The sequence below is a fragment of the Xanthomonas sp. F1 genome (assembly GCF_014199855.1).
This window is the reverse complement of the sequence record NZ_JACHOK010000003.1, coordinates 220242-245369: the sequence shown is the minus strand read 5'-3', so window position 1 is coordinate 245369 and position 25128 is coordinate 220242. Positions and strand designations below refer to the sequence as shown.

21 protein-coding genes, 1 other RNA gene and 1 riboswitch are annotated in these 25128 nt (G+C 70.8%); of the genes, 4 read left to right on the top strand and 18 right to left on the bottom strand.

What is annotated here, in order from left to right:
* Positions 1–40: 40 nt before the first annotated feature.
* Genes GGR71_RS09930 through GGR71_RS09915 form a run of 4 tightly spaced genes read left to right on the top strand, consistent with a single transcriptional unit; the run spans position 41 to position 4058 of the window.
* Positions 41–1765, top strand: a complete 1725-nt coding sequence (locus GGR71_RS09930) for a penicillin-binding protein activator (protein WP_160957459.1) — start codon at positions 41–43, stop codon at positions 1763–1765.
* On the top strand, positions 1755–2123 hold the full coding sequence (locus GGR71_RS09925) for a YraN family protein (RefSeq protein WP_017914048.1): 369 nt from the start codon (positions 1755–1757) through the stop codon (positions 2121–2123). Before GGR71_RS09930 ends, GGR71_RS09925 begins: the two co-directional genes overlap by 11 nt.
* Before the next feature lies 1 nt (position 2124).
* The gene (locus GGR71_RS09920; protein WP_160957460.1) at positions 2125–2676 is read left to right on the top strand and encodes a metal-dependent hydrolase; all 552 of its coding nucleotides are present in this window, start codon (positions 2125–2127) and stop codon (positions 2674–2676) included.
* Positions 2673–4058 (top strand): FAD-binding oxidoreductase, encoded by a 1386-nt coding sequence (locus GGR71_RS09915; protein ID WP_160957461.1) that lies wholly within the window; start codon positions 2673–2675, stop codon positions 4056–4058. Before GGR71_RS09920 ends, GGR71_RS09915 begins: the two co-directional genes overlap by 4 nt.
* Before the next feature lie 318 nt (positions 4059–4376).
* Here the strand turns inward: GGR71_RS09915 and GGR71_RS09910 are convergent, their stop codons facing one another.
* From GGR71_RS09910 to glyA, 18 genes are all read right to left on the bottom strand, one after another.
* Positions 4377–5102 (bottom strand): response regulator, encoded by a 726-nt coding sequence (locus tag GGR71_RS09910; RefSeq protein WP_017911970.1) that lies wholly within the window; start codon positions 5100–5102, stop codon positions 4377–4379.
* Positions 5092–7770 carry a sensor histidine kinase gene (locus GGR71_RS09905; RefSeq protein WP_160957462.1) on the bottom strand — a complete coding sequence of 893 codons (2679 nt, stop codon included), beginning with the start codon at positions 7768–7770 and terminating at the stop codon, positions 5092–5094. Before GGR71_RS09905 ends, GGR71_RS09910 begins: the two co-directional genes overlap by 11 nt.
* A gap of 69 nt (positions 7771–7839) precedes the next feature.
* Positions 7840–8475, bottom strand: coding sequence for a potassium-transporting ATPase subunit KdpC (gene kdpC / locus GGR71_RS09900; protein WP_160957463.1), 636 nt, complete (start codon positions 8473–8475; stop codon positions 7840–7842).
* A gap of 47 nt (positions 8476–8522) precedes the next feature.
* Positions 8523–8599: non-coding RNA, sX9 sRNA (locus GGR71_RS09895), on the bottom strand.
* A 60-nt stretch (positions 8600–8659) separates the two neighbouring features.
* Positions 8660–10729 carry a potassium-transporting ATPase subunit KdpB gene (gene kdpB, locus GGR71_RS09890; RefSeq protein WP_184451890.1) on the bottom strand — a complete coding sequence of 690 codons (2070 nt, stop codon included), beginning with the start codon at positions 10727–10729 and terminating at the stop codon, positions 8660–8662.
* A 10-nt stretch (positions 10730–10739) separates the two neighbouring features.
* Positions 10740–12458 (bottom strand): potassium-transporting ATPase subunit KdpA, encoded by a 1719-nt coding sequence (kdpA, locus tag GGR71_RS09885; protein WP_160957465.1) that lies wholly within the window; start codon positions 12456–12458, stop codon positions 10740–10742.
* 16 nt (positions 12459–12474) lie between these two features.
* Entirely contained in the window at positions 12475–12567 is a 93-nt protein-coding gene (locus GGR71_RS09880) for a potassium-transporting ATPase subunit F (RefSeq protein ID WP_010341961.1), read from the bottom strand.
* Positions 12568–12859: 292 nt separating this feature from the next.
* A complete protein-coding gene (locus tag GGR71_RS09875; protein WP_160957466.1) occupies positions 12860–14374 on the bottom strand; it encodes an outer membrane beta-barrel protein in 1515 nt (504 codons plus the stop codon).
* 1028 nt (positions 14375–15402) lie between these two features.
* Positions 15403–16986: a CocE/NonD family hydrolase gene (locus tag GGR71_RS09870; protein ID WP_160957467.1), complete on the bottom strand. Its 1584-nt coding sequence runs from the start codon at positions 16984–16986 to the stop codon at positions 15403–15405.
* Between the two features lie 227 nt (positions 16987–17213).
* Positions 17214–18188 (bottom strand): thiamine-phosphate kinase, encoded by a 975-nt coding sequence (gene thiL / locus GGR71_RS09865; RefSeq protein WP_160957468.1) that lies wholly within the window; start codon positions 18186–18188, stop codon positions 17214–17216.
* Between the two features lie 108 nt (positions 18189–18296).
* Positions 18297–18776: a transcription antitermination factor NusB gene (gene nusB / locus GGR71_RS09860; protein ID WP_048490537.1), complete on the bottom strand. Its 480-nt coding sequence runs from the start codon at positions 18774–18776 to the stop codon at positions 18297–18299.
* Positions 18773–19240, bottom strand: coding sequence for a 6,7-dimethyl-8-ribityllumazine synthase (gene ribH / locus GGR71_RS09855; protein WP_017917653.1), 468 nt, complete (start codon positions 19238–19240; stop codon positions 18773–18775). The genes nusB and ribH overlap by 4 nt, the downstream gene beginning before the upstream one ends.
* 90 nt (positions 19241–19330) lie before the next feature.
* Positions 19331–20458, bottom strand: a complete 1128-nt coding sequence (gene ribB, locus GGR71_RS09850) for a 3,4-dihydroxy-2-butanone-4-phosphate synthase (protein WP_160957565.1) — start codon at positions 20456–20458, stop codon at positions 19331–19333.
* A 112-nt stretch (positions 20459–20570) separates the two neighbouring features.
* Positions 20571–21170: a riboflavin synthase gene (locus GGR71_RS09845; RefSeq protein WP_160957469.1), complete on the bottom strand. Its 600-nt coding sequence runs from the start codon at positions 21168–21170 to the stop codon at positions 20571–20573.
* A gap of 79 nt (positions 21171–21249) precedes the next feature.
* Positions 21250–21413, bottom strand: a riboswitch (FMN riboswitch).
* Between the two features lie 140 nt (positions 21414–21553).
* Entirely contained in the window at positions 21554–22687 is a 1134-nt protein-coding gene (ribD, locus tag GGR71_RS09840; RefSeq protein WP_160957470.1) for a bifunctional diaminohydroxyphosphoribosylaminopyrimidine deaminase/5-amino-6-(5-phosphoribosylamino)uracil reductase RibD, read from the bottom strand.
* Positions 22684–23160: a GNAT family N-acetyltransferase gene (locus GGR71_RS09835; RefSeq protein ID WP_048490541.1), complete on the bottom strand. Its 477-nt coding sequence runs from the start codon at positions 23158–23160 to the stop codon at positions 22684–22686. The genes ribD and GGR71_RS09835 overlap by 4 nt, the downstream gene beginning before the upstream one ends.
* A gap of 4 nt (positions 23161–23164) precedes the next feature.
* On the bottom strand, positions 23165–23695 hold the full coding sequence (nrdR, locus tag GGR71_RS09830) for a transcriptional regulator NrdR (RefSeq protein WP_010340907.1): 531 nt from the start codon (positions 23693–23695) through the stop codon (positions 23165–23167).
* Between the two features lie 144 nt (positions 23696–23839).
* Complete coding sequence (gene glyA, locus GGR71_RS09825; protein ID WP_160957471.1) at positions 23840–25108, bottom strand: serine hydroxymethyltransferase; 1269 nt, start codon at positions 25106–25108, stop codon at positions 23840–23842.
* Between the last annotated feature and the right edge of the window lie 20 nt (positions 25109–25128).

Below are 25128 nucleotides of genomic sequence, written 5' to 3'. Positions count from 1 at the left end.
TCCCCGGCGCGCCCGGCGTGCCCAGCCGAATGGACCAGAAATGAACAAGCGATTCGCAAGGATTTCCGCCCTGTCGCTGCTGGCGTTGCTCATCGCCGGCTGCGCCACCTCCAGCGTGACGCCGAGCGCCTCGCCGGCCCAATCGGCGGCACTGGCGCTGCTGGACCAGGGCAAGCCGCGGGACGCGGCGCAGCAGCTCGAGGCGCAGGCCGCCGGCGCCACCGGCAGCGAGCGCAACCAGTTGCTGGGCGACGCGGCCTTCGCCTGGTACGAGGCCGGCGACGCCGCCCGCGCGCGCAGCCTGCTGGCGCAGGTGCAGCCGCGGCAGTTGCCGCCGCTGAGCAAGGTGCGGGTGGCGCTGGTCGAGGCCGAACTGGCCCTGGCCGACCGCCAGCCGGCCAAGGCGCTGCAGGCGCTGGGCAGTGATCCGCAGGCGGTGCCGCAGAACCTGCGCGCGCGCTGGCACCTGGCCCGCGCACAGGCGCTGGAAGGCACCGGCGACGCCACCGCGGCATTGGACGAGCGCGCGCGTGCCGACAACGGCCTCAACGGCCAGGCGCGCAGCGACAACCAGCGCGCCATCGTGCGCCAGTTGGCCACGCTCAACGACGCCACCCTGCAGGCGCGCGCCGCCGCGCTGCCGGCCGGCGACCCGCTGTACAACTTCGTCGGCCGCGCACTGCTGAGCCGCGGCCTGGCGCTGCCGCGTCCGTTCGACCGCGGCGAGCAGTGGGGCTTCGACACCAGCAAGCGGCCGCCGGCCGAACGCGACGGCTACCGCCCGCCGGCCAAGCTGGCGGTGCTGCTGCCGCTGAGCGGCAGCCTGGCCACCGCGGCGGCGCCGGTGCGCGACGGCCTGCTTGCCGGCTATTACGGCGAGACCCGGCGGCGTCCTGCGATCGACTTCATCGACACCACCGGCACCCCGGCCGGCGCACTGGCCGCCTACCAGAAGGCGGTCGACGGCGGCGCCGATTTCGTGGTCGGCCCGCTCGGCCGCGACGAGGTCACCGCGCTGTTCGGGCGCGACGCGCTGCCGGTACCGGTGCTGGCGCTGAACCGCGGCACCCACGCCCCCCCGGGCGGCAGCGCCGGCTTCTCGCTGGCCCCGGAAGACGACGGCATCGCCGCCGCCGAGTACCTGCTGGCGCACGAGCGCCACAACACCCTGGTGATCGGCAGCAACGACGACAACGGCCGCCGCGCGGTGGCCGCGTTCCGCGACCGCTTCAGCGAGCGCGGCGGCAAGGTCGCCGGCAGCGTCAGCGTGGCCGACACCCCGGGCGACATCGGTGCGCAACTGCGCAACGCCGGCGCCGCCGACTCGGTGCTGCTCGCGGTCAAGGGCAACACCGCCCGCGCGCTGGCGCCGCAGCTGGCGCTGGCCGGCTTCGCCGGCAAGACCCGGGTGGCGACCTCGCAGCTGGTGCTGGGCACCGGCAAGCCCGAGGACGACCTGGTACTGGACGGCATCGTCTACCCGAGCGAGCTGTGGAACGTACGTGGCGTCGGCGGCCTGCCGGCGGCGACCAGCGTGGCCGACATGCTGCCGACCGCGCGCGGCCCGGCCGGGCGCCTGTTCGCGTTCGGCTACGACGCCTGGCAGATCACCGCCTACCTGGAAAAGCTGGCGACCGCCAAGGACAGCGGCCTGCGCGGCGCCACCGGCGTGCTGCACCTGGACGGCTTCGGCAACATCGTGCGTACCCCGGCGTGGTCCACCTTCAGCGGCGGGCGCCCGACCCCGCTGCCCGATGGAAACTGAGCGGCGCCGACGCGGCAACGCGGTGGAAGCAGCGGCGCGCGCCGAACTGGAGCGCGCCGGCCTGCGCCTGATCGCCGCCAACGTCGCCTTCCGCGGCGGCGAGCTGGATCTGGTGATGCAGCAGGCGCAGAGCCTGGTGTTCGTCGAAGTGCGCTACCGGCGCAGCACCGCGTTCGGCGGTGGTGCGGCCTCGGTCGACCTGCGCAAGCGCCGCCGCCTGCTGCTGGCGGCGCAGCTGTTCCTGGCCGCGCATCCGCAGTACGCCAACTGGCCGTGCCGCTTCGACGTCGTCGAGGCCGAAGGCGATCCGCCGCGGCTGACCTGGCTGCGCGACGCGTTCCGCGCCGAGGATTGCTGAGATGCCCAGCGTCTTCACCCACGCCGCGGTGCCGCTGGCGCTGTGGGCCGCCGCCGACCGCGGGCGCATTTCCACGCGCCTGCTCGGCGCCGGCATCGTCGCGTCGATGCTGCCCGACGCCGACGTGCTCGGCTTCGCCCTGCACATCCCCTACGCCGACGCCTTCGGCCATCGCGGCGCCAGCCACTCGCTGCTGTTCGCCGCGGTGCTGGGCGTGCTCGGCACGCTGCTGCACCGACCCTTGCGCGCCGGTGCGTTACAGGCGGCCGTCTGGATGTTCGTCTGCACCGCCTCGCATCCGCTGCTCGACGCGATGACCTCCGGCGGCCTCGGCGTGGCCCTGGCCTGGCCGTGGAGCGACCAGCGCTGGTTCGCGCCGTGGCGACCGATTCGGGTCTCGCCGTTCGCCAACGGTTTCTTCAGCGCGCGCGGCATGGCCACGCTGCTGTCGGAATTGCGCTGGGTGTGGCTGCCGCTGGCGTTGGCGGTGCTCACCTGGAAACTGCTGCAGCCGCCCTCGCCCTCCGCTCCTTCGTCGCCGCCTTCGCCATGACCACAGCCCTGCCCGCCGCGCTCACCGACACCCTTTCCGCCCTGCTCGGCGCCGAGGGCTGGCGCACCGATCCTGACAGCCGCCGCAGCTATGGCGAGGACGATTCGCGGCGCTGGGCGCTGGCCGACGCGGTGGCGCTGCCGCAGACCCGCGAGCAGGTGCAGGCGATCGTGCGCGCCTGCCGCGCGCACCGCGTGCCGCTGGTAGCGCGCGGTGCCGGCACCGGCACCGCCGGCGCCGCGGTGCCGTTCAGCGGCGGCGTGGTGCTGTCGTTCACGCGCATGAACCGCATCGTGCAGTTGCGCCCGGCCGACCGCTGCGCGGTGGTCGAGCCCGGCGTGCTCAACGGCGACCTGCAACAGGCGCTGGCGCCGCACGGCCTGTTCTGGCCGCCGGATCCGTCCAGCGCGGAGATCTGCAGCGTCGGCGGCAACCTCTCCACCAACGCTGGCGGGCCGCGCGCGGTGAAGTACGGCGCCACCCGCGACAACGTGCTCGGCCTGGTCGCGGTGACCGGCACGGGCGAGCTGATCCGCTGCGGCGGCGCCTACACCAAGGACGCCACCGGCTACGACTTGACTCACCTGCTGGTCGGGAGCGAAGGCACCCTGGCGCTGATCGTGGAAGCGACGCTGAAGCTGTCGCCGCGGCCGCTGGCGCAGGCCGGCCTGCGCGCGCTGTATCGCGACGCCGCCGGCGCCGCGGCAGCGGTGTCGCGGTTGATGGCGCAGCCGAGCACGCCGACCATGCTCGAGTTCATGGACCGCAGCGCGATCGCACTGCTGCGCCGCAACGGCAGCGACGTGCCCGAGGCCGGCGCGATGCTGCTGATCGAGGCCGACGGCGACCACGACACCCTGCCCTACGCGTTGCAGGCGCTGGGCGCGGCGGCCGAAGGCGACGGCCTGCTGGCGCTGGACGTGGCTGCCGACGGCAGCGCGCGCGACCGCCTGTGGGCCGCGCGCCGCGCGCTGTCGCCGGCGCTGCGCACGATCCGGCCCGGCAAGATCAACGAAGACGTGGTGGTGCCGGTATCGCGCATCCCCGCGCTGGTCGCCGGCGTGGAAGCCTTGGCCGCCGAGTTCGACCTGCCGATCGTCGCCTTCGGCCATGCCGGCAACGGCAACCTGCACGTCAACATCATGTACGCGCCCGACGACGCCGCCGAAACCGCGCGTGCGCAGGCCGCCCTGCCGCGGCTGTTTTCGCTGGTGCTGTCGCTGGAAGGCACGCTGTCCGGCGAACACGGCATCGGCGTGGCCAAGCGCGACTACATGGACCAGGCCTTCGACGCGGCCACGCTGGACGCGATGCGCGCGATCAAGCGCGCGCTGGACCCGGACGGGATCCTCAATCCGGGGAAGGTGTTGCCGGAGCCTTGAGTGGGATTGGGTAATCGGAACGGCGGGATGATGTCCCGAGCCAAATCGCCGTTAAGCGATTTGATGAAAAAAAGTGGCAATCTTTCAAAAAAAAACAGGCCCTTCCGGAGCCGCGATCCATCAGCCTTTTGTGGGAGGGACTTCAGTCCCGACGGGCTTTACCGGTAGAGCCCGTCGGGACTGAAGTCCCTCCCACAGTGCAATCGCAACCGCTCTGCACTCGCGGAAAATCCCGAGTCCCAAGTTCCAAGTCCCGAGTCCCGAGTCCCGAGTCCCGACGAAACCCGCTCCTGCAAAATCAGGCGGGCGCACGCCGCGTCAGCCATGACACTGCACGCCGATGAAGCGCAATCCCACGCCCGGCTCGGTGGCGATGTAGCGCGGGGCCACCGCGCTGTCACCGAGTTTCTGCCGCAGTTTGCCGACCAGGATGCGCAGGTAGTGCGTGTCGTCCTGGTGGGTGGGACCCCACAGTTCGCGTAGCAGTTGCGGCTGCGTCACCACGCGGCCGCTGTGGCGCAGCAGCAGCGCGAGTAGCGCGTACTCCTTGCGGCTGAGCGGCAGCGCCTCGCCGTCCAGGCGCACCTCGCGCAGGCCCAGGTGGATGTGCAGGTGGCCATCGTCGAACACCGGCTCGGCCTCGCCGGCCACCGGCTGCATGCGCAGCAGCACGCGGATGCGCGCCATCAGCTCCTGCACGCCGAACGGCTTGGTCACGTAGTCGTTGGCGCCGGCATCCAGCGCCTGCACCTTCTCGTCCTCGCCGGCGCGCACGGTCAGCATGATCACCGGCACCGACGACCATTGCCGCAGTTCGCGCAGCACGCTGTGCCCGTCCTGGTCGGGCAGGCCGATGTCCAGCACCACCAGTTCGGCGCCATGCGCGGCCAGTTGCGCCAGGCCGGCGGCGCCGGTGTCCGCCTGCAGCACGCGGTAGCCCTGCGCGCGCAGGCTGATGTCGAGGAACCGGCGGATCTGCGGCTCGTCGTCGATGACCAGCACGCGCGGCGGCGGAATCGGATCGGCGTGGGACTCAGTCGGCATCGGGGCGGGACGGCGGCGCGGCGGGTTCGATGAGCGGCAGGGTAATGCGGATCGTGGTGCCGCGGCCATCGGGGCCGGGCAGCGCCTCGACGCTGCCGCCGTGCGCGCCGATCATGCCCTGGCAGATGGTAAGGCCCAGGCCGGTGCCGTGGCGGCCGCGGTCGCCGCGCTCGACGCTGTAGAACATGTCGAAGATGCGCGCGCGCTCGTCCTCGGGAATGCCCGGGCCGCGGTCGCTGATGTCGATGCGCAGGCGGCCGTCGACCATGCCCGCGGCGACGCGGATCGCCGCGTCCGCCGGCGAGAACTTGGCCGCGTTCTCCAGCACGTTGAAAATCGCCTGCTCGACCAGCGCCGGGTGCACCCACAGCGTCGGCAGTTCCGCAGCCAGGGCGATGTCCAGGCGCACCTGCGGCTGGTAGCGCTGCAGGCGCCGCGCGGCCGAGCCGATCAGCTCGTCCACGCCGATCCAGTCGCGGTTCAAGGTCAGCCCGGTGTGGCCGAGCCGGGTCATGTCCAGCAGGTTCTGGATGTAGCGGTCCAGGCGCTCGCCTTCCAGTTGGATGGTCTCGAGCAGGCTGCGGCGATCGTCCGCGTCCATCGCCTGGCCGTAGCTGGACAGGCTGCTGGCCGCGCCGATCATCGCCGCCAGCGGCGAGCGCAGGTCGTGCGAGACCGAGGACAGCAGGGCCGAGCGCAGCCGCTCGGTCTCGCCGCTGACCCGCGCGCTCTCCAGGTCGGCGACCAGCCGCGTGCGCAGCGCGGCCTGGCCGATGTCCTCGACCATCGCCTCGGCCAGGCGCTGCTGCTCCAGGCCCGGGCGCTGCACGCCGGCGCCGAAGCGCAGGCCGACCACACCGATCGCGCCGCGCTCGTGGCGTACCGGCAGGAACCACCAGCTCGCGCCGGCCAGGGTGTCGGTGAAGCGGCCGGTAGCCTGGCCGTGGCGCTGTGCCCAGTCGGCGGCGCTGCGGTCCACCGCGGCCATCGACGGCGCGTAGTCGTCGGCGCCGTCGTGGGCGCGCTCCAGCGGTTGCAGCCGCAGCCAGGCCTCGGCGTCGAGCGTGCCGGCGAGCGCGCGGCGCCCGGCCTCCAGCACCTGGCCGAGGTCGGCGGCACTGGTAAGCTCGCGGCCCAGCCGCTGCAGTGCGGTGGTCTGCGCGTTGGCCGCGCGCAGCGCCAGCACCTGCATGCGCAGGCGCGAGGCCAGGCGTCCGGCGACCAGCGCCGCGACCAGGAACAGCAGCACCGTGACCAGGCCCTGGCGCGCGCCGATGTGCAGCGTGTAGCGCGGATCGATGAAGAAGAAATCGTAGGCAAGGAAGCTCAGCAGCGCGGCCAGCACCGCCGCGGTCATCCGTGTCTTCGCCGCCACCACCACCACCGCGACGATGAACACCATCGACAGGTCGTCGATGCCGACCCAGCGCTCGGCCAGCCAGCCCACCGCGACCGCGGCCAGGGTGGCGAACGTGGCGAACACCAGGTCGTCGCGCGACAGCCAATGCCCCGGGCTGCGCCAGCGCCGCCGCGCGCGGGCACGCGCTTCCGGCGAACTGATGATCACCAGTTCGTAGTGCGCGCCGCGTTGCAGCAGTTGCTGGGTCAGCGTGCGGTTGATCATGCGCGCCAGCGGGCGCTCGCGGGTGCGGCCCAGCACCAGCGTGGACACGCCGCTACGCGCGGCATGGTCGAGCAAGGTATCGGCGACGTTGGCGCCGTGCAGGAGCGCAGCGTCGCCGCCGAGCCGACGCGCCAGGGCGAAGGCGCGGTCGATCTCCAGTTGCCAGTCGGCATCCGGCTGCGCCTGGGTCTGCACGGTGACCACCGTCCATGGCGCGCCGCGGCGTTCGGCCAGGCGCCGCGCCACCCGCACCAGGTAGTCGGACTGGCCGCGCCCGTCGATCGCCACCATCACCGTGCGCCGCAGCGCGACGCTGGTGCGGCCCTGCGCGGCCTGCACGTCGCGCAGGTCGTTGTCGACGCGGTCGGCGGCGGTCTGCATCGCCAGTTCGCGCAGCGCCGCCAGGTTCGACGGCGAGAAGAACGCCTGCAGCGCCTGCCCGGCCTGCTCGGGCAGGTAGACCTTGCCCTGCTGCAGGCGTTCGATCAGCTCGCGCGGCGGCAGGTCGACCAGGACGATGTCGCGCAGGCGGTCGAAGATCGCATCGGGCACGGTCTCGCTGACGCGCACGCCGGTGATGCGGTGGACCACGTCGTTGAGGCTTTCCAGATGCTGGATGTTGACCGTGCTGTAGACATCGATGCCGGCGTCGAGCAACTCCTGCACGTCCTGCCAGCGCCGCTCGTGGCGGCTGCCGGGCGCGTTGCGATGCGCCAGTTCGTCCACCAGCACCAGCGGCGGGCGCAGCGCCAGCAGCGCATCCAGATCCATCTCGTCGAGGGTGCGGCCGCGGTACTCCAGGCGCCGCCGCGGCTGCACGGTGAGGCCTTCCAGCAGCGCCGCGGTCTCGGCGCGGCCGTGGGTCTCGACCACGCCGACCACCAGGTTGCTGCCCTGCTGCTGCAACTGCCGCGCGCGCGACAGCATCGCGTAGGTCTTGCCGACCCCCGGCGCCGCGCCGAGAAACACGGTCAGGCGCCCGCCGCGCTCGCGCTGCAGTTCGCCGATGAGGGCGTCGGCCTGTTGGGTGCGGGGATCAGACATGAAGGTGGAAGCTGAAGGTTGGCGGGGCGGGACCCGGGACCCGGGAAAGCGTAACAGCGCCGCCCAACGCTACCTGTGCTGCTGTTGAGTTTCTCGGGTCCCGGGTCCCGGGCCACGGGTCCCGGCTTCATCCAATGCCAAATTCAGCGCCAGCACATTCACCCGCGGCTCGCCGAGCACGCCGAACTGGCGCGGCTGGGTCTGCGCGGCGACCAGGGCGGCGACGGTCTGCGGCGGCAGGCCGCGTGCAGCGGCGACGCGCGCCACTTGAATCTGCGCCGCATCGACACTGATGTCCGGGTCCATGCCGCTGCCGGACTGGGTGACCAGGTCGTCCGGCACCTGCGCCGGGTCGATGCCTTCGCGCGCGGCCACCGCCTGGCGGGTGTCGTCCAGGCGCTTGCGCAGGTCGGGATTGCTGCGCGCCTGGTTGCTGCCGGCGGCCGACATCGGATCGTACTTGGCGCCGGACGGACGCGGCTGGAAGTAGCCGGCGGCGGCGAACGGCTGTGCCACCAGCGCCGAGCCGACCACCCGGCCATCGTGGCTGCGCAGGCTGCCGTTGGCCTGCTCGGGGAACAGCGCACCCGCCAGCACGGTGGCCAGCAAGGAGTACAGCGCCGCGGAAGCGAGCACCAGCAGCGGCAGCATCAGCACGGCGCGCCAGCGCATCGGCTCGCGGAGGGAAGCGGAAGACACGGTCATGGGAGCGATTCCGGAAGGAGCGAAAAAAACGGCGCTGGGCGGAGAGTGGCGATCAAAACGTCGCGAGCGGTCGCCAGGTGGGTGCGGACGGCGCGGAGGAACCGCAATGTACGAGTGCGTACATGAGGATTCCGAGCACGTCCACGCCCGCCTGGCGACTGCGCAGCAGTTTTGTTGGCCGCTCTCAGCCCAGCGCCACCAGCAGCAGGTCGATGGCCTTGATCCCGACGAACGGCAGCAGCACGCCGCCCACGCCGTAGATCAGCATGTTCCGGCGCAGCAGCGAGGTCGCCGAGGACGGGGTGAAGCGCACGCCGCGCAGCGCCAGCGGTATCAGCGCCGGGATCACCAGCGCGTTGAAGATCAGCGCCGCGAGCACCGCGTTGGTCGGGCTGGACAGGCGCATGACGTTCAACGCGGCCATCTGCGGGATCGAGGCGGCGAACAGCGCCGGCAGGATCGCGAAGTACTTGGACACGTCGTTGGCCAGCGAGAAGGTGGTCAGCGCGCCGCGGGTGATCAGCTGCTGCTTGCCCACTTCCACCACCGCCAGCAGCTTGGCCGGATCCGAGTCCAGATCGACCATGTTGCCGGCCTCCTTGGCCGCCTGGGTGCCGGAGTTCATCGCCAGGCCGACGTCGGCCTGGGCCAGCGCCGGCGCGTCGTTGGTGCCGTCGCCGACCATCGCCACCAGGCGTCCGCCGGCCTGCTCCTGGCGGATGCGCGCCAGCTTGTCCTCCGGCGTGGCTTCGGCGATGTAGTCATCGACGCCGGCCTCGGCGGCGATGGCCGCGGCGGTGAGCGGGTTGTCGCCGGTGATCATCACCGTCTTGACGCCCATCGCACGCAGCCGCGCGAACTTCTCGCGTACGCCATGCTTGACCACGTCCGACAGTTCGACCACGCCCAGCACGTGCCGGCCCTCGGCCACCACCAGCGGCGTGGCGCCGCTGCGCGCGACCTGCTCGACCCGGCTCTTCAGCTCTGCCGGCACCTGCCCGCCCAATGCGGTGACGTGGCGGATCAGCGCATCGGCTGCGCCCTTGCGGATCGAGCGCAGCGACGCCGTGCCGAATGCCGGCAGGTCGACGCCGGACATGCGCGTCTGCGCGGTGAAGGCGACGAACTCGGCGCCCTCCGGATCCGCCGGCGGCAGGCCCTGCTCGCGCGCCAGGCGCACGATCGACTTGCCTTCCGGGGTCGGGTCGGCCAGCGACGACAGCATCGCCGCCTCGCGCAGTTGCGCCACGTCCACGCCGCTGAGCGCATGGAACACGGTGGCCTGGCGATCGCCGTGGGTGATGGTGCCAGTCTTGTCCAGCAGCAGCACGTCGACGTCGCCGGCCACTTCCACCGCCTTGCCCGACTTGGCCAGCACGTTGGCCGACAGCGCGCGGTTCATGCCGGCGATGCCGATCGCCGGCAACAGTCCGCCGATGGTGGTCGGGATCAGGCACACCAGCAGCGCGATCAACAGCAGCGGATCCACGTGCACGCCGACGAAGCCGGCGATCGCCGGCAGCGAGGCGACCACGATCAGGAAGGTCAGGGTCATCGCCGCCAGCAGCATGGTCAGCGCGATCTCGTTTGGCGTCTTCTGCCGGTTGGCGCCTTCCACCAGCGCGATCATGCGGTCCAGGAAGCTGTGGCCCGGCTCGGCGGTGACCTTCACCAGGATCTCGTCGGACAGCACCTTGGTGCCGCCGATGACGCCGGAGCGATCGGTGCCGGCCTCGCGCAGCACCGGCGCGGATTCGCCGGTGACCGCGGCCTCGTTGATCGTCGCCAGGCCATGCACGATCTCGCCGTCGGCCGGGATCAGCTCGCCGGCCGACACCACCACCAGGTCGCCCGGGCGCAGTTCGGCGGCAGGCACGCTGACCTCGCCTTCCAGCCGCACGCTGGCGACCCGGCGCGCCACCAGGTCCTTGCGTGCGCGCCGCAGCGAGGCGGCCTGACCGCGGCCGCGGGCCTCGGCCACCGCCTCGGCGAAGTTGCCGAACAGCACGGTGACCAGCAGGATCGCGGTCACCGCCCAGCCGAAGCCGGCCGGGCCCTGGCCGGACACGGTGATCAGCGCCGACAGCAGGGTGCCGGCGAAGACCACGGCCATCACCGGGCTGCCCAGCAGGTGCCGCGGCGACAGCTTCAGCACGCTGTCGCGCAAGGCCGCGCGCAGCGCCGCGGCATCGAACAGCCCAGGCCGGCGCGCCGGCGAAGAGGCCATGGAAGGAGAAGGATGCGGGGTGCTCATCGTCGTCGTCTCAGTGCGCGGCCAGGGTCAGGTGATCGGCGATCGGCCCCAACACCAAAGCCGGCGTGAATTGCAGAACGGTCAGGACCGCGATGACCGCGATCAGGGTCAGCGCGAAGGTCGGGGTTTCCACCTGCAGGCTGCCGCCGGTTTCCGGCGCCACCCGCTTGCGCGCCAGTTGCGCGGCCACGATCAGCGGCACGATCAGCGCCGGATAGCGGCCCAGCAGCAGCACCACGGTGCAGCTCAGGTTCCACCACGGAATGCCGTCGCCCAATCCCTCGAAACCGGAGCCGTTGTTGGCGAAGGCCGAGGTGTACTCGTAGAACACCTGGCTGATGCCGTGGAAGCCGGGATTGGAGGTCGCCGAGATCGAGGCCGGCAGGGCCAGGGTGACCGCGGTGAAGCCGAGCAACACCAGCGGCTGCAGCAGGATCAGCAGCGCCAGCAGACGCACTTCCGGCGCCTCGATCTTGCGCCCGAACAACTCCGGGGTACGCCCGGTCATCAGTCCGGCCAGGAACACGCTCAGCAGCAGATACACCAGAAACTGCTGCAGGCCGCAACCGATGCCGCCCCAGATCGCGTTGATCAGCATGTTGACCATCGCCACGCCGCCGGTCAGCGGCGCCAGCGAATCGTGCATGGCGTTGACCGAGCCGTTGGAGGTCTGCGTGGTCAGCGACGACCAGGCAGCCGACGCATCGACGCCGAAGCGCACCTCCTTGCCTTCCATCAGCGCGGCGCTGCCGGGCGCATGGCCCTCGGCCCACAGCGACACCGCGGTGGACGCCAGCGACATCACCAGCATGCTGCCGAACACCAGCGCGGTGAACTTGCGGCGCCCGGTGAACGGACCGACCATGAATGCCACCGCCACCGGGATCAGCACGATCGCCAGCACCTCCAGCAGGTTGGAGAACGGCGTGGGATTCTCCAGCGCCATCGCGCTGTTGGGGCCGTACCAGCCGCCGCCGTTGGTGCCGAGCTGCTTGATCGCCACCATCGCCGCGACCGGGCCGAGCGGGATCTTCTGCGTCGGCTGGCCGGCGCTGGCGTCCAGCGGCGTGGCGACCGGACCGGCGGCCAGCGTCGACGGCACGCCTTGCTGGGTCAGCAGCAGCGTCCACAGCAGGCACAGCGGCAGCAGGAAGCGCAGGGTCGGACGGATCACGTCGGCCCAGTAGTTGCCGAGATCGACGTCCTGCGCCGCTTCGCCCCCATTCGCGGCCGCCTTGCGCGCCGCGCCATTGCCACGCCCACCGAACAGGCCGCGCAGCGTCGCGGCGACCAGCGCCAGGCCCATCATCGGGGTGATGAACTGCAGGCCGACCACGCCCACCGCCTGCGACAGGTACGACAGCTGGGCCTGGCCCGAGTAGTGCTGCTGGTCGGTGTTGGTCAGGAACGAGACCATGGTGTGCAGGGCCACGTCCCAGCGCATGTTGGGCACCGCATCGGGATTGAACGGCAGCCAGGCCTGGGTGACGAACAGCGCGAACACCAGCACGCCCAGCACCAGGTTGCTGGCCAGGAACGCGCCGGCATAGGCACGCCAATGCATGCCGCGCGCCGGGTCGGTACCGAGCAGGCGGTACAGCGGGCGTTCGATCCAGCCGAACAGCGCGTCGCCGCGCATCGGCGCCCCGCGCATCACCTTGGCCAGGTACAGGCCCAGCGGCCATCCCAGCAGCAGCGCGAGCGCATAGACAAGCAATGTATCGATCATGGAAGTGGCACTCGGCTCAGAAATCTTCGGGGCGCAGGATCACGTACAGCAGGTAACCGGCCGCGACGATCACCGCCACGCCGCAAACGAACGAAAGCCAACCGCTCATGGTCTCAACTCCGAAACAAAGGGACGGCCCGCCGCACGGCAGGCCGCAATCGCGTGGGACACCGCCGCGCGCGACGCGCGCACGGCGGCAGAAGGGAAGCGCAACATGGCGACGCACGCCGGGTCGGACAGGCCTCCTGGCCCAGGCCGGCATTATCGAAGCCGGCGCCATAAACTCTCCGTGGCGAAGCCGCGCGGCATGCATAAATTCTGCGTAAAACCGCGCGATGCAGGCGATTGCGTCGCGTCTGCCTGCGCCTCGCCACCGCCTGCACCGGCAGCGCGCGACGACCTCAGTAGTGCAGGATCGCGTCGATCAACGCCGTCGCCTGATGGTTGCGGCGGCCGCCGTCATAGGCAGGGAAATCGTAGGCATGCTCGTAGCGCAGCTCCGGGCGGATCTCCAGATCCTGCGACACCCAGTGGGTCAGGCCGATGGTGTGGCTGGAGTAGCGCGTGGCGAAGCCGGTGCGCTGGCCGTCGTGGTCGTTCACGAACTCGTTGCGGATCGCCAGCATGTCCGAGGCGCCGAGCTGGATGTTGACGTAGTTGACGATGGCGTCGGCGGTGCTGCGCCCCAGCGGGAAGTCCGGCGCCTCGCCCAGCGCGTAGCCTGGGCGTCCGGTCGGCGCGTGCGACTGCGACGGATCGGTGGCCAGCGCTTGGTCGCGCACGTAGAGGTGGTAGGCCTCGGTGAGCATGTGCACCTTCGGCGAGAAGCGGTGCCCCCAGGTCAGCACGAACTCCTGCAGGTTGTTGTAGGTCTGCGCGGCATTGTTGTACGACTCCACGCAGGGATACAGCATGTCGTCGTTGCTCTTGGAGACCCAGCGCAGGCAGGCCTGCGCGCTCAGGCGGCTGGTCGCGTCCCAGATCGCCGAATCGTCGCCGCCATGCACGCCGAGCTGCAGCGTCCACTGGTCGTTGAGCTTGGTGGTGGTGAGGAGGCCCATGTTGGTATAGGCATCGACGGTGTACAGGATCGAATGGGTCAGCAGGTAGTTGTTGGGCGAGAACTGCGCCTCGATGTCCGGCAGCGACAGGTAGCGGCCGACCGTGACCAGCATGCCCTGCGCCACCGATGGCAGGTACAGGTCCACGTGCGCGATCATCGGATCGTTGCCGTAGATCTTGCCGTTGAGCGCACTGCTGGGCTGCGGGTGGTGCAGCAGTTGGTCGCTGGTGACGCCCTTCATCGTGGTGTAGTGGTAGTCGTAGCCGTACAGGTCGTCGAGGTGGAAGCCCCAGTCGACATGATCGGTCTGCACCGTGTCCGGCACGCGCTGCAGGCGGATCAGCGCCTGGTTGAACTCGCCGCGATTGGGCCGCGTGGAGTAGGACAGCGGATAGTTGCTGCGCGAGGACGTGCTGGCATTGAGCGAAGGATTGATCCAGCCATACAGCTCGATGCGGTTGCGCTGCATCCATTGCCCCACGCGCGTGCACGCCAGCGCCTTCTCGACCGGGTACTGCGCATTCTCGTTGGGCACGCCGACCGGATAGTCCACCGCGCCGAGTTGCCATTCGGCCGACGGAAACGGCGGCGAGGAGAACGGCGACGCCAGGCCGCGGCGCGCCGGCGTCGGCGCATCGGGATCGGCCGGTTGCGCGTCTTCGCGATAGGCGGCCGCCAGGCGCGAGAGGAAACCGTTGCTGCAATCGGCGCTGCGCGCCAGCGGCGGTGCGGCGACGTCCTGCGCCGTTGCCGGCATGGCCTCGGAAGCCGGCGCCGCCATGCCAGCGGCCGCGGCGGGGCCGGCACACAGCGCGGCCAGGGACAGGAACAGGGGATGGAGCTTCATGGACATCGTGATCTCGGCTCGCAAGGAGCCGTCCTTCTTTGGGTGGAGGGGAAACGACAACGCGACGCGTCACGCGCACGCGCTATCGCAGGCGATGCGCCTGGTGGCGCATCGCGGTGAGGGAGTTGGAATGCAGCGCCGCGGTGGCGGCGTCAGCCGGTCAATGCGTGTGCAGTGAACGCACGCGGCTGTGTGGTGGCGGATGCTGCAAGGCGCTGCGGCAACCATGGTGGCGTCGCGACGTTTGCGGCGTGCTGCCTTTCCTGGTGCGGAGGCCGGACTGTTGCGCCGTCGTCGGATGCGATACGCCGCACCCGTACGCAACCGTTGCGGGCAGCGACACGCTCAAGATTGCAGCCATCGATTCCACACAAGTATCCCCGTCGTCAGCGCAGAAAGTATAGGAATCGCCGAATATCTTCGTTGCAAAGCGCGCGCCGGTTCGAATAAAGCCTGCGTAAATTCGTGTGCTGTGCTTGCGTGGTGTGCGCGATGCTGTGGCGATGCGTGGTGCCGCACCCTCATCCGCCCCTGCGGGGCGCCTTCTCCCGATGGGAGAAGGGAAAGGCCAAAGCCCCTCTCCCGTCGGGAGAGGGGTTGGGTGAGGGTCCGGCAAGCGAAGCGCCACGCTGATCCAACTGCACGAGGCTTCGCCCGTACCCTCATCCGCCCCTGCGGGATACCTTCCCCCGAAAAGGGGGCCATGGTCCCGAAGGGAGAAGGGAGAAACCGAAGCCCCTCTCCCACCGGGAGAGGGGTTGGGGTGAGGGTCCGGCAAGCGAAGCGCCACGCTGATCCAACTGCACGGGGCTTCGCCCGTACCCTCATCCGCCCCTGCGGGGCACCTTCTCCCGAGGGGAGAAGGAGAAACCGAAGCCCCTCTCCCGTCGGGAGAGGGGTTGGGGTGAGGGTCCGGCGCGCGAAGCGCTGCGCTGATCCAACTGCACGAGGCTTCGCCCGTACCCTCATCCGCCCCTGCGGGGCACCTTCCCCCGAAAAGGGGGCCATGGTCCCGGAGGGGTAACAGCGCTGCCTCAGTGCAACGGCACGCTCAGGAACGACGGCGTCGCCGTCGGCGAGCTGAAGCTCACGGTGCCGCCGAAGCGGCTGGCCGAGGTGTAGCGCGGATCGGTGGTGTCCACCACCAGCACCAGGCGGCGGCCGGCCGGGATTTCCACCGCAGTCGCCTGCAGCGCCAGGTCGAGGGTCACCGGCTTGCCCGGCGTCGCGTTGCGCAGCGTGTACGGCACGTGGCTGAGCAACTGCGCCGAACCCGAGCCATCCATGCTGTAGAGATAGGCGAACAACGACACGTTCGACTGGCTCGGGGTCACCGTCAGCCGCAGCGACGGCGCGCCGGCCAGGCGCTTGTCGCTGGACAGCACCGGGCCGCTCCACACCGCGGCACCGGCGCGGCTGACCAGCGGGATCGAGGTCGTCACCGGCTGGCCGAAGCCCTGCAGCAGGCCGCTCAGCATCACCACGCCGGAATCGGCCAGGGTCGGCACGCCGGTGGCGATGCGGTAGTTCCAGCCGCTGCTGTTGCCGTTGGTCAGCGAGCCGGTCGGCAGCAGCAAGCCGCTGGGCCCGCTCAGGCCGTAGCGGATGGCACCCGCCTGCACGCTGTTCCAGTCGGCATAGCTGAGCCAGGTACCACCCAGGGTCGACAGTTGCACCGGCGCTTCGCGGTCAACGCCGTTGTCGCGGCCCTTGAGGTAGCGGTCGAACCAGCGCGTGGCCTCGGTGTACACCTGGTTCGGCAGGCCCAGCGCGCCCGGCAGTTCGGCGGTGGCGTGGTCGCCCTGGCTGAACATCAGGTGCTTGGGCACGCTCAGCCGGTTGTACAGGTCGATGTACTGGTTCGGCGGGAACAGGCCGTCGTTGAAGGCATTGGCCAGCAGCACCGCCGGGCCGTTGCGGTTGAGCGCCTGCACCTCGTTGATCACCCCGCGCTCGGCGGCCTTGGGCAGGAAGCCCTGCACCGCGCCGTCATAGTCGCCCACCGCCACGCGTGCGGTGATCTGCGCCAGCTCCGGGCCGGGCCGGCCGGTGGCGACCCCGGCGGCGACCAGCAGGCCCACGCCCTGCTGGCTGACCGTGGTGTTGGCGTACAGCGAGGCCTGCAGGTCGGCCCAGCCGCTGAGCGCGGCCACCGCCTTGATCCGCGGGTCGCGCGCGGCGGCGAGCAGACTGGTGCCGGCGCCGTAGGAGATCCCCGACACGCCGATTCTGTTGGCATCGGACGGGGTGTTGGCCAGCGCCCAATCGATCACTGAGCTGACGTCCTCCACCGTCGGCGCGCCGGCGATGTCGATCAGCCCCTGGGAATCCCAGAACCCGCGCGAGGTGTAGCTGACCACCACGTAGCCGTCGTTGGCCAGTTCGCTGGCGCGGCCCACGTACTCCAGGTTCGGCAGCGACCAACTGGCCGGCATCACCACCAGCGGGAACGGTCCGGGGCCCTGCCCCTGCGGCACCAGGACGAGCGCGCCGAGCTTGGTGCCATCGAAACTGGAAATGCTCTGGTACTGCTTGCTGAAGCCGGCCGCGGCCGCGGCGGCGGAGAACACCAGCAGCATCGCGCCAAGGGCGATGCGACGTGACACGGACATGCGCATGGACTGCCTCCCAAGCGGCGCCGGACCGGAATGGCCGGCTGCCGGAACGGTAATGCCAGAACGGTGACAAGCGCTCGACACGGGGCCGGGCAGGCGGACCGTACCACCAGGTACGGGCGATGTTCACGCCGCAGTGCGGCACGGTATGGAAGGACGCGGCCGCGTTGGCGGGCAGCCCGCATGTGCTGGCGCCGCGGCCGTGGCCGGCGCGCGCTAGGCCACGCAGCTCAACTCAGAAAGTGCTGGTAGCCGCTTCGCGGCGGTTGCCACGGCCGGCCATCGGCATCGCGCACCACGATGCCGCGGCCGGCGACGATGCGCCCGATCGGCGTCGCCTTGACCCCGACCGCCTGCAGCGCCTGCACGATCGCCGCGTGCTGGGCCGGGTCGGCGGTGAAGCACAGCTCGTAGTCGTCGCCGCCGCCCAGTTGCCAGGCGTGCACCTGTGCAGGGTCCGCGTCGGCCGGGGCGGCGACTGCCGGCAGCGCGGCCAGGTCCAGTTCGGCGCCGACGCCGCTGCGCGCGCAGATGTGCTCCAGGTCGGCCAGCAGGCCATCGGAGACGTCCACGCAGGCGCGCGCCAGGCCGCGCAGGCGCAAGCCCGCCTGCACCCGCGGCGTCGGCCGCAGCAGGCGCTGGCGCAAGTGTTCGTGCAGGGGATCGGCGGCCGGCGCGGTCACGTCCAGCCGGCCACCCTGCCACAGCGCCAGCGCCGCGGCCGCCTCGCCCGGCTGGCCGGTCACCCAGACCTCGTCGCCCGCCTGCGCGGCATCGCGGCGCAGCGCTGCCGTCGCCGGCACGCTGCCGATCGCGGTCACCGACAACGCCAGCGGCCCGCGCGTGGTGTCACCGCCGGCCAGGCCGATGCCGTGCGCATCGGCCAGGGCGAAGAAGCCCTCGGCGAACGCATCGACCCAGGCCATGTCGACCTGCGGCAGCGATAGCGATAGCGTGCACCAACGCGGCTGCGCGCCCATCGCCGCCAGGTCGGAGAGATTCACCGCCAGCGTCTTCCAGCCGATGTCGGCGGCCGCGGTCTCGGCCGGGAAATGCACCCCCGCATTGAGCGTATCGGTGGTGATCGCCAGCAATTCCCCCGCCGGCGGCAGCAGCAACGCCGCATCGTCGCCGATGCCCAGCGGCAGATCCGCACGCGCCCGACTGCGCGCACGCAGGCGCTCGATCAGATCGAATTCGGGCATTGAAGGGCCGGGAATGGAGATTGGAGATTGGGGATTGGCAAAAGCGCGTCCTCGGACGGGAATGTCGCTCTCGCGAATCCCCAATCCCGAATGCTCAATCCCGCGCCGTCAGGCGCCGCCGCCCCCCGACTCCACCGCGCGCCACTGCAGCGCGGCGCGGTCCAGGACGCCGTTGACGTAGGTGTGGCCGTGTTCGGAGCCGAAGCGCTTGGCGGTCTCGATCGCTTCGTTGATCACCACGCGGTACGGCACGTCCATGCGGTGCAGCAGTTCGTAGGCGGCCAGGCGCAGCACTGCGCGCTCGATCGCGTCCACTTCCTCGACCGTGCGGTCCAGGTAACCGACCAGCGCCTCGTCCAGTTCGGCGCGATGCTTGAGCACGCCTTCGACCAGGTTCTCGAAGTACACCAGGTCGGCGATCTCGTGGGCCTGCTCGTGCGCGAACTGCGCGATCACGTGCTGGGCGTTGCCGCCGGAGATCTGCCAGGCGTAGATCGCCTGCAATGCACGCCGGCGCGCGCGCGAACGCAGGACCGGATCGACGCCGTCGCGGCGCGGGTGATGCTTGTGGCCAGCGGGTTTGTTCACGGCAGCAACTCCAGCAGGTTGACCATCTCCAGCGCGCTCAGCGCCGCTTCCTCGCCCTTGTTGCCATGGCTGCCGCCGGCGCGCGCCTCGGCATCCTCGACCTGCTCCACGGCGAGCACGCCATTGAGCACCGGGATGCGGAAGTCCAGCGACACCCGCAGCAGGCCCTGGGCGCAGCCGTCGGCGACGTGTTCGTAGTGGCGGGTGTCGCCACGGATCACGCAGCCCAGCGCGATGATCGCGGCATGCTTGCCGGCCGCGGCCAGGCGTGCGGCGACCAGCGGCAGTTCCCACGCGCCCGGGACCCGGATCACGTCCACCGCGTCCTCGGCGATGCCGTTGCCGGCCAGGCTCTGCCGCGCGCCGGCGACCAGCACGTCGGTGATGCGGGCGTTCCAGCGGCTGGCGATGATCGCGAAACGCGCCGACTCGGGAGTGCGGAGGTCGCCTTCGTAATGGGACATGGCGGTGGCAGCTTGAGGGGGTGAGAGAGTTTAACAGCCGGGACCCGGGACCCGGGGTCCGGGAGAAGCAAACGAGGTCGCGCGCCGGGATCAGGCTTTTCCGGGCCCCGGGTCCCGGGTCCCGATTCCCGGCTCTACGTGCTCCACCACCTCCAGCCCAAACCCGGCCAGGCCAATCTGCCGGCGCGGGGTGCCGAGCACGCGCAGCTTGCCCAGGCCCAGGTCGGCGAGGATCTGGCTGCCGGCGCCGTTACGCCGCCATTGGCCCACGTCCTTGCCATGCGCCGCCTCCGGCTGCGCGCGCAGCCGCGCCAGCAGCGCCTCGCTGTCGCGCGGCGCCGACAGCACCACCATCACCCCGCGCTCGGCGGCGGCGATCGCGCGCAGCGCATCGCTGGCGGCCACGCCGAAGTCCTCGCGGCGCCAGTGCAGCAGGTCGGCCAGCGGATTCTCCACCTGCACCCGTACCAGGGTCGGGGTGTCCGCATCCGGGGTGCCACGAACCAGCGCGAAGTGCAGGTCGTGGGCGATACGGTCGCGGTAGGTGACCAGGGTGAAACCGCCGAACTCGGTGTCGATGGGTCGCTCGTCGATGCGCTCGACGGTGTGTTCGGTGGCCAGGCGGTAGGCGATCAGGTCGGCGATCGACCCCATCTTCAGGCCATGGGTGCGGGCGAACTCCTCCAGTTGCGGACGCCGCGCCATGCTGCCGTCGGGATTGAGCACTTCCACCAGCACGCCGGCCGGCTCCAGCCCCGCCAGCATCGGCAGGTCGCCGGCGGCCTCGGTGTGGCCGGCGCGGGTCAGCACCCCGCCCGGCTGGGCGATCAGCGGGAAGATGTGGCCCGGCTGGCTGAGGTCGTGCGGCTTGGCATCCGGCTTGACCGCGGTGCGCACGGTGTGTGCCCGGTCGTAGGCGGAGATGCCGGTGGTGACACCTTCGGCGGCCTCGATGCTGACGGTGAAGTTGGTATGGAACTGCGCGGTGTTGCGCTGGACCATCGGCGCCAGGCCCAGCTGCGTGCAGCGCTCGCGGGTCAGCGACAGGCACACCAGGCCGCGCGCATGGGTGACCATGAAGTTGATGTCCGAGGGCTTGACCAGTTCGGCGGCCATGATCAGGTCGCCCTCGTTCTCGCGGTCCTCGTCGTCGACGATGACCACCATGCGGCCGGCGCGCAGTTCTTCCAGCAGCTCGGGGACGGAGGCGAAATTCAGGCTCGGGGTGACGGAAGGCGACATTGTGGGACTCGCGGAAAGACGGAAGGTGCCGCGCGCGCCGCAGGCAGCGGCGCAGCGTGGCGGACAGGCGAAACGGACGCGGCCAGGATCAGTCCTGGCGGCCCTGCAGCAGGCGTTCGACGTAGCGCGCGACCAGGTCGATCTCCAGGTTCACCGCCGCGCCGACGGCGGTCTGCGCGAACGCGGTGTGCGCCACGGTGTGCGGGATCAGCGCGACCTCGAAGCCTTCGGCATCGACCGCGTTGACGGTGAGGCTGACCCCGTCCACGCAGATCGAGCCCTTCTTGGCGATGTAGCGCAGCAGCGCCGCCGGCGCGGCGAAACGCCAGCGCTGCGCGCGCGCGTCGTCGTGGATCGACAGCACCTCACCGAGTCCATCGACGTGGCCGCTGACCAGGTGCCCGCCGAGGCGGTCGCTGGGGCGCATCGCCCGCTCCAGGTTCAGCACCGCGCCCTCGGCCAGGCGGCCGAGCGTGGTCAGCGCCAGGGTCTCGGTGGAGGCGTCGGCCTGGAACGAGGCGGCGTCGAAGGCGATCACGGTCAGGCACACGCCGTTGACCGCGATGCTCTCGCCCAGGCGCACGTCGGCGAACGGCAGGCTGCCGGTGGCGAAGGTGAAACGGATATCGCCGCCCTGCGGCTGGCGTGCGGCGAGATGGCCGACGCCTTCGATGATTCCGGTGAACATAGCTACGTTTCTCGCAATGGGGTGAGCGAAAAACGCCACAAGGCAAACAGGCGCGCGCACAGCCGCAAGGCTGCGCGAAGGCCGTCTTCTTTCATCCGGACTATACCGTCGGCTCCGGCATCGCACCGGATCTGCTGACCTTCCCGATTCGGCGGGTCGCGCCTGCGCCGGGAAGCGCTCGCGGGCTCGTGCGCGAACGCACCTACCGCCGGTGGGGAATCGCACCCCGCCCTGAAGACGTTTGTGGTCGCCGGCGAACCGGCCTGGGCATTCTAGCAGGCGCGGCCGTGGCGGCCGCCCGGTACAGCGCGCCACCGGTGGGACAAAGCGTCGCGAGGCACACGGCAACCTTGCGCGCGGCGGCGCGCATCACCGGCGATCGCTCAGGGCGAGGCCGCATCCGCGCTGGCGCCGGCTGCCGGCCGTAGCAGCAGGCGCAGGTCCTCGCCGAGCTGGCGCACGTTCTGCAACTGCAGCGGTACGCGCTGCGCCATGGTCTCGATGCCCAGCCCGGCCAGCAGCGGGCGGGCGGTATCGCCCAGCAGCAGCGGCGCCATGTACACCAGCACCTCGTCGACCAGGCCGGCGCGCAGCAGGGCGCCGCTCAGCGTCGCGCCGGCCTCGACCTGCACCTCGTTGATGCCGTGTTCGGCGAGCAGGCGCAGCGCCGCGTGCAGGTCGCTGCGGCCGTCGTGCAGCGGCACCGCGGCGAACGCGGCGTGCTCCAGCGCCGGCGGCACGCAGTCCGGCGCGTGCAGGTAGAGGGTCGGCGCGCTGCCGTCGCGGACCTTGGCCTGGGCCAGGCTGCGCAGTTGCGCATCCAGCACCACGCGCAACGGCGGCATCACTTCGGTCGCCGCGTCCAGGCGCACGGTCAACGCGGGATCGTCGGCCAGCACGGTGCCGGCGCCGGTCAGGATGGCGCCGGCGCGGGCGCGCCAGTGCTGCACGTCCTGCCGCGCGGCAGGACCGGTGATCCACTTCGATTCGCCGCTGGCCAGCGCGGTGCGCCCGTCCAGGCTGGCGCCGAGCTTGATCCGCAACCACGGCCGGCCACGCTCCACCCGCGACAGGAAACCGCGGTTGAGTGCGCGCGCCTGCGCTTCCATCAGGCCCGCCTGCACCGCGATGCCGGCGTCGCGCAGCAGCGCGAAGCCGCCGCCATTGACCTGCGGGAACGGATCGGCCATCGCCGCCACCACCCGCGTCACCCCGGCCTCGATCAGCGCCAGCGCGCACGGCGGGGTGCGGCCGTAGTGCGCGCACGGCTCCAGGGTCACGTAGGCGGTGGCGCCGCGGGCGCGTTCGCCGGCGGCGCGCAGCGCGAAGACCTCGGCGTGCGGTCCGCCGGCGCGCTGGTGGAAGCCCTCGCCGACCACCGCACCATCGCGCACGATCACGCAGCCGACCATCGGGTTCGGCCGCGTGGTGTAGGCGCCACGCTCGGCCAGGCGCAGGGCCTGCGCCATCCAGCGATGATCGTCGGCGGAAAAGTTGGAGACGACGTCGGTGCTCATGCGGCAGCAGTGCCGACGTCGCGACGCATCACCACGATCTGCAGCAGCCCTAGCGGCAGGTCGGCGTGACGCTGCCAGCCCAGGCGCTCGTAGAACGGCACCAGCACCGGCTCGCAGTACAGGTACAACCACTGCACACCGAAGCGCGCGGCAGCCTGCGCGCAGTGCGCGACCAAAGCAGCGCCGACGCCGGCACCGCGTGCCTGCGGCCGCACGTACAGCGTGGCCAGCCATGGCGAGAACTGGCGAATGCGCGCATCGTCGTTCTGCAGCAGACTCACCGACCCCAGCCAATCCTCGCCGTCCAGGGCGATCCAGCTGGTGGGGATGCGACGGTCGTCGCGATGACTGCGCAGGTCGGCCTCGGCCTCCACCACGTTCCACTCCGGCAGCAGCGGACCGAACGCCTGCAGATGTTCCTGTGCCAGCGCCGGGATGTGCTGCGCGGCCTCGGCCAGACAGACGATGCGCATGCGCTCAGCGCTTGCCGGTCTTGTCGCCCGGCTTGGCCGCGCGCACCAGGTCCAGCAGCGGCAACTGCTCGCTGCCGACAGGCAACTCGCGCTCGAGCTTCTCGATCTCCTCGCGGAAATCGGCCACGTCCTGGAAGCTGCGGTACACCGAAGCGAACCGCACATAGCCGACGTGGTCGAGCTTGCGCAGCTCGGCCATCACGTACTCGCCGACCCGGATCGAGGGCAGTTCGCGTTCGCCGGACATGCGCAACTGATGCACCACCGCGCGCACCGCCGCCTCGATCTGCTCCTCGGCCACCGGCCGCTTCTGCAGCGCGCGGTCGAAGCTGGTGCGCAGCTTGCGCGCATCGAACGCCTCGCGGCCGCCGTCGCTCTTGATCACCGTCGGCAGCTTGAGCTCGATCGTCTCCAACGTGCTGAAGCGCTCACCGCAGGCCTCGCACTCGCGACGCCGGCGGATCGTCGCGCCGTCCTCGGACACGCGCGAATCGATCACCCGGGTATCGGTGTGCTGGCAGAAAGGGCAGTGCATCAGGAGAGCCGGGACTCGGGACCCGGGACCGGGGACCCGGGGAAAAGCGAAAAGCGCCCGCCACCTGGCCGCAAGGCCAGGCGCACGACCACCGGGACCGCCGCTCTCGCGGGTCCCGGGTTCCGGGTCCCGGGTCCCGGCGTCTTACCCATACACCGGATACTTGCGGCACTGCGCGGTCACCGCGTCGCGCACGCGCGCAAGCACGGTGTCGTCGGCCGGGGCGTCGAGCACGTCGGCGATCCAGTTGGCCAGGTCGACGCAATCCTGTTCCTGGTAGCCGCGGGTGGTGATCGCCGGGGTGCCCAGGCGCAGGCCCGAGGTCACGAACGGCGAGCGCGGGTCGTTGGGCACCGAGTTCTTGTTGACGGTGATGTGGGCCTTGCCCAGCGCGGCCTCGGCGTCCTTGCCGGACACCTCGCGGCCGATCATGTCCACCAGCATCAGGTGGTTCTCGGTGCCACCGGAAACGATCTTGTAGCCGCGCGCGATCAGGGTCTTGGCCATGGCCTGCGCGTTCTTCACCACCTGCTGCTGGTAGCTGGTGAACTCCGGCTCAAGCGCTTCCTTGAACGCCACCGCCTTGGCCGCGATCACGTGCATCAGCGGGCCGCCCTGGATGCCCGGGAACACGATCGACTGCAGCTTCTTGGACAGGTCCTCGAGCTTGTCGCCGGCGCCGGCAGCACTGGCCACGATGATGCCGCCACGCGGGCCGCGCAGGGTCTTGTGGGTGGTGGAAGTGACCACGTGCGCGTGCGGCAGCGGGGTCGGGTACACGCCGGCGGCGACCAGGCCGGCCACGTGCGCCATGTCCACGAAGAAGTAGGCACCGACCTTGTCGGCGATGGCGCGGAAGCGCGCCCAGTCGATCACCTGCGAGTAGGCGGAGAAGCCCGCCACCACCATCTTCGGCTTGTGCTCCACGGCCAGGCGCTCGACTTCGTCGTAGTCGATCAGGCCCTGGTCGTTGACGCCGTACTGCACGGCGTTGAACAACTTGCCGGAGGCGTTGACTTTGGCACCGTGGGTCAGGTGGCCGCCATGCGCCAGCGACATGCCGAGGATGGTGTCGCCCGGCTGCAGCAGCGCGAAGTACACCGCTTGGTTGGCCTGCGAGCCGCTGTGCGGCTGCACGTTGGCGTAGTCGGCGCCGAACAGTTGCTTGACCCGGTCGATGGCCAGCTGCTCGGCGACGTCGACGAATTCGCAACCGCCGTAGTAGCGCTTGCCCGGATAGCCTTCGGCGTACTTGTTGGTCAGCTGGCTGCCTTGCGCTTCCATGACCAGCGGGCTGCAGTAATTCTCGCTGGCGATCAGCTCGACGTGGTCTTCCTGGCGGCCGGCTTCGGCGGCGATGGCGCGGGCCAGGTCGGGATCGTAGGTTTCGATGCGGGCGTCGCGCGGGAACATCGGGTCTCCGGGGGCATGGA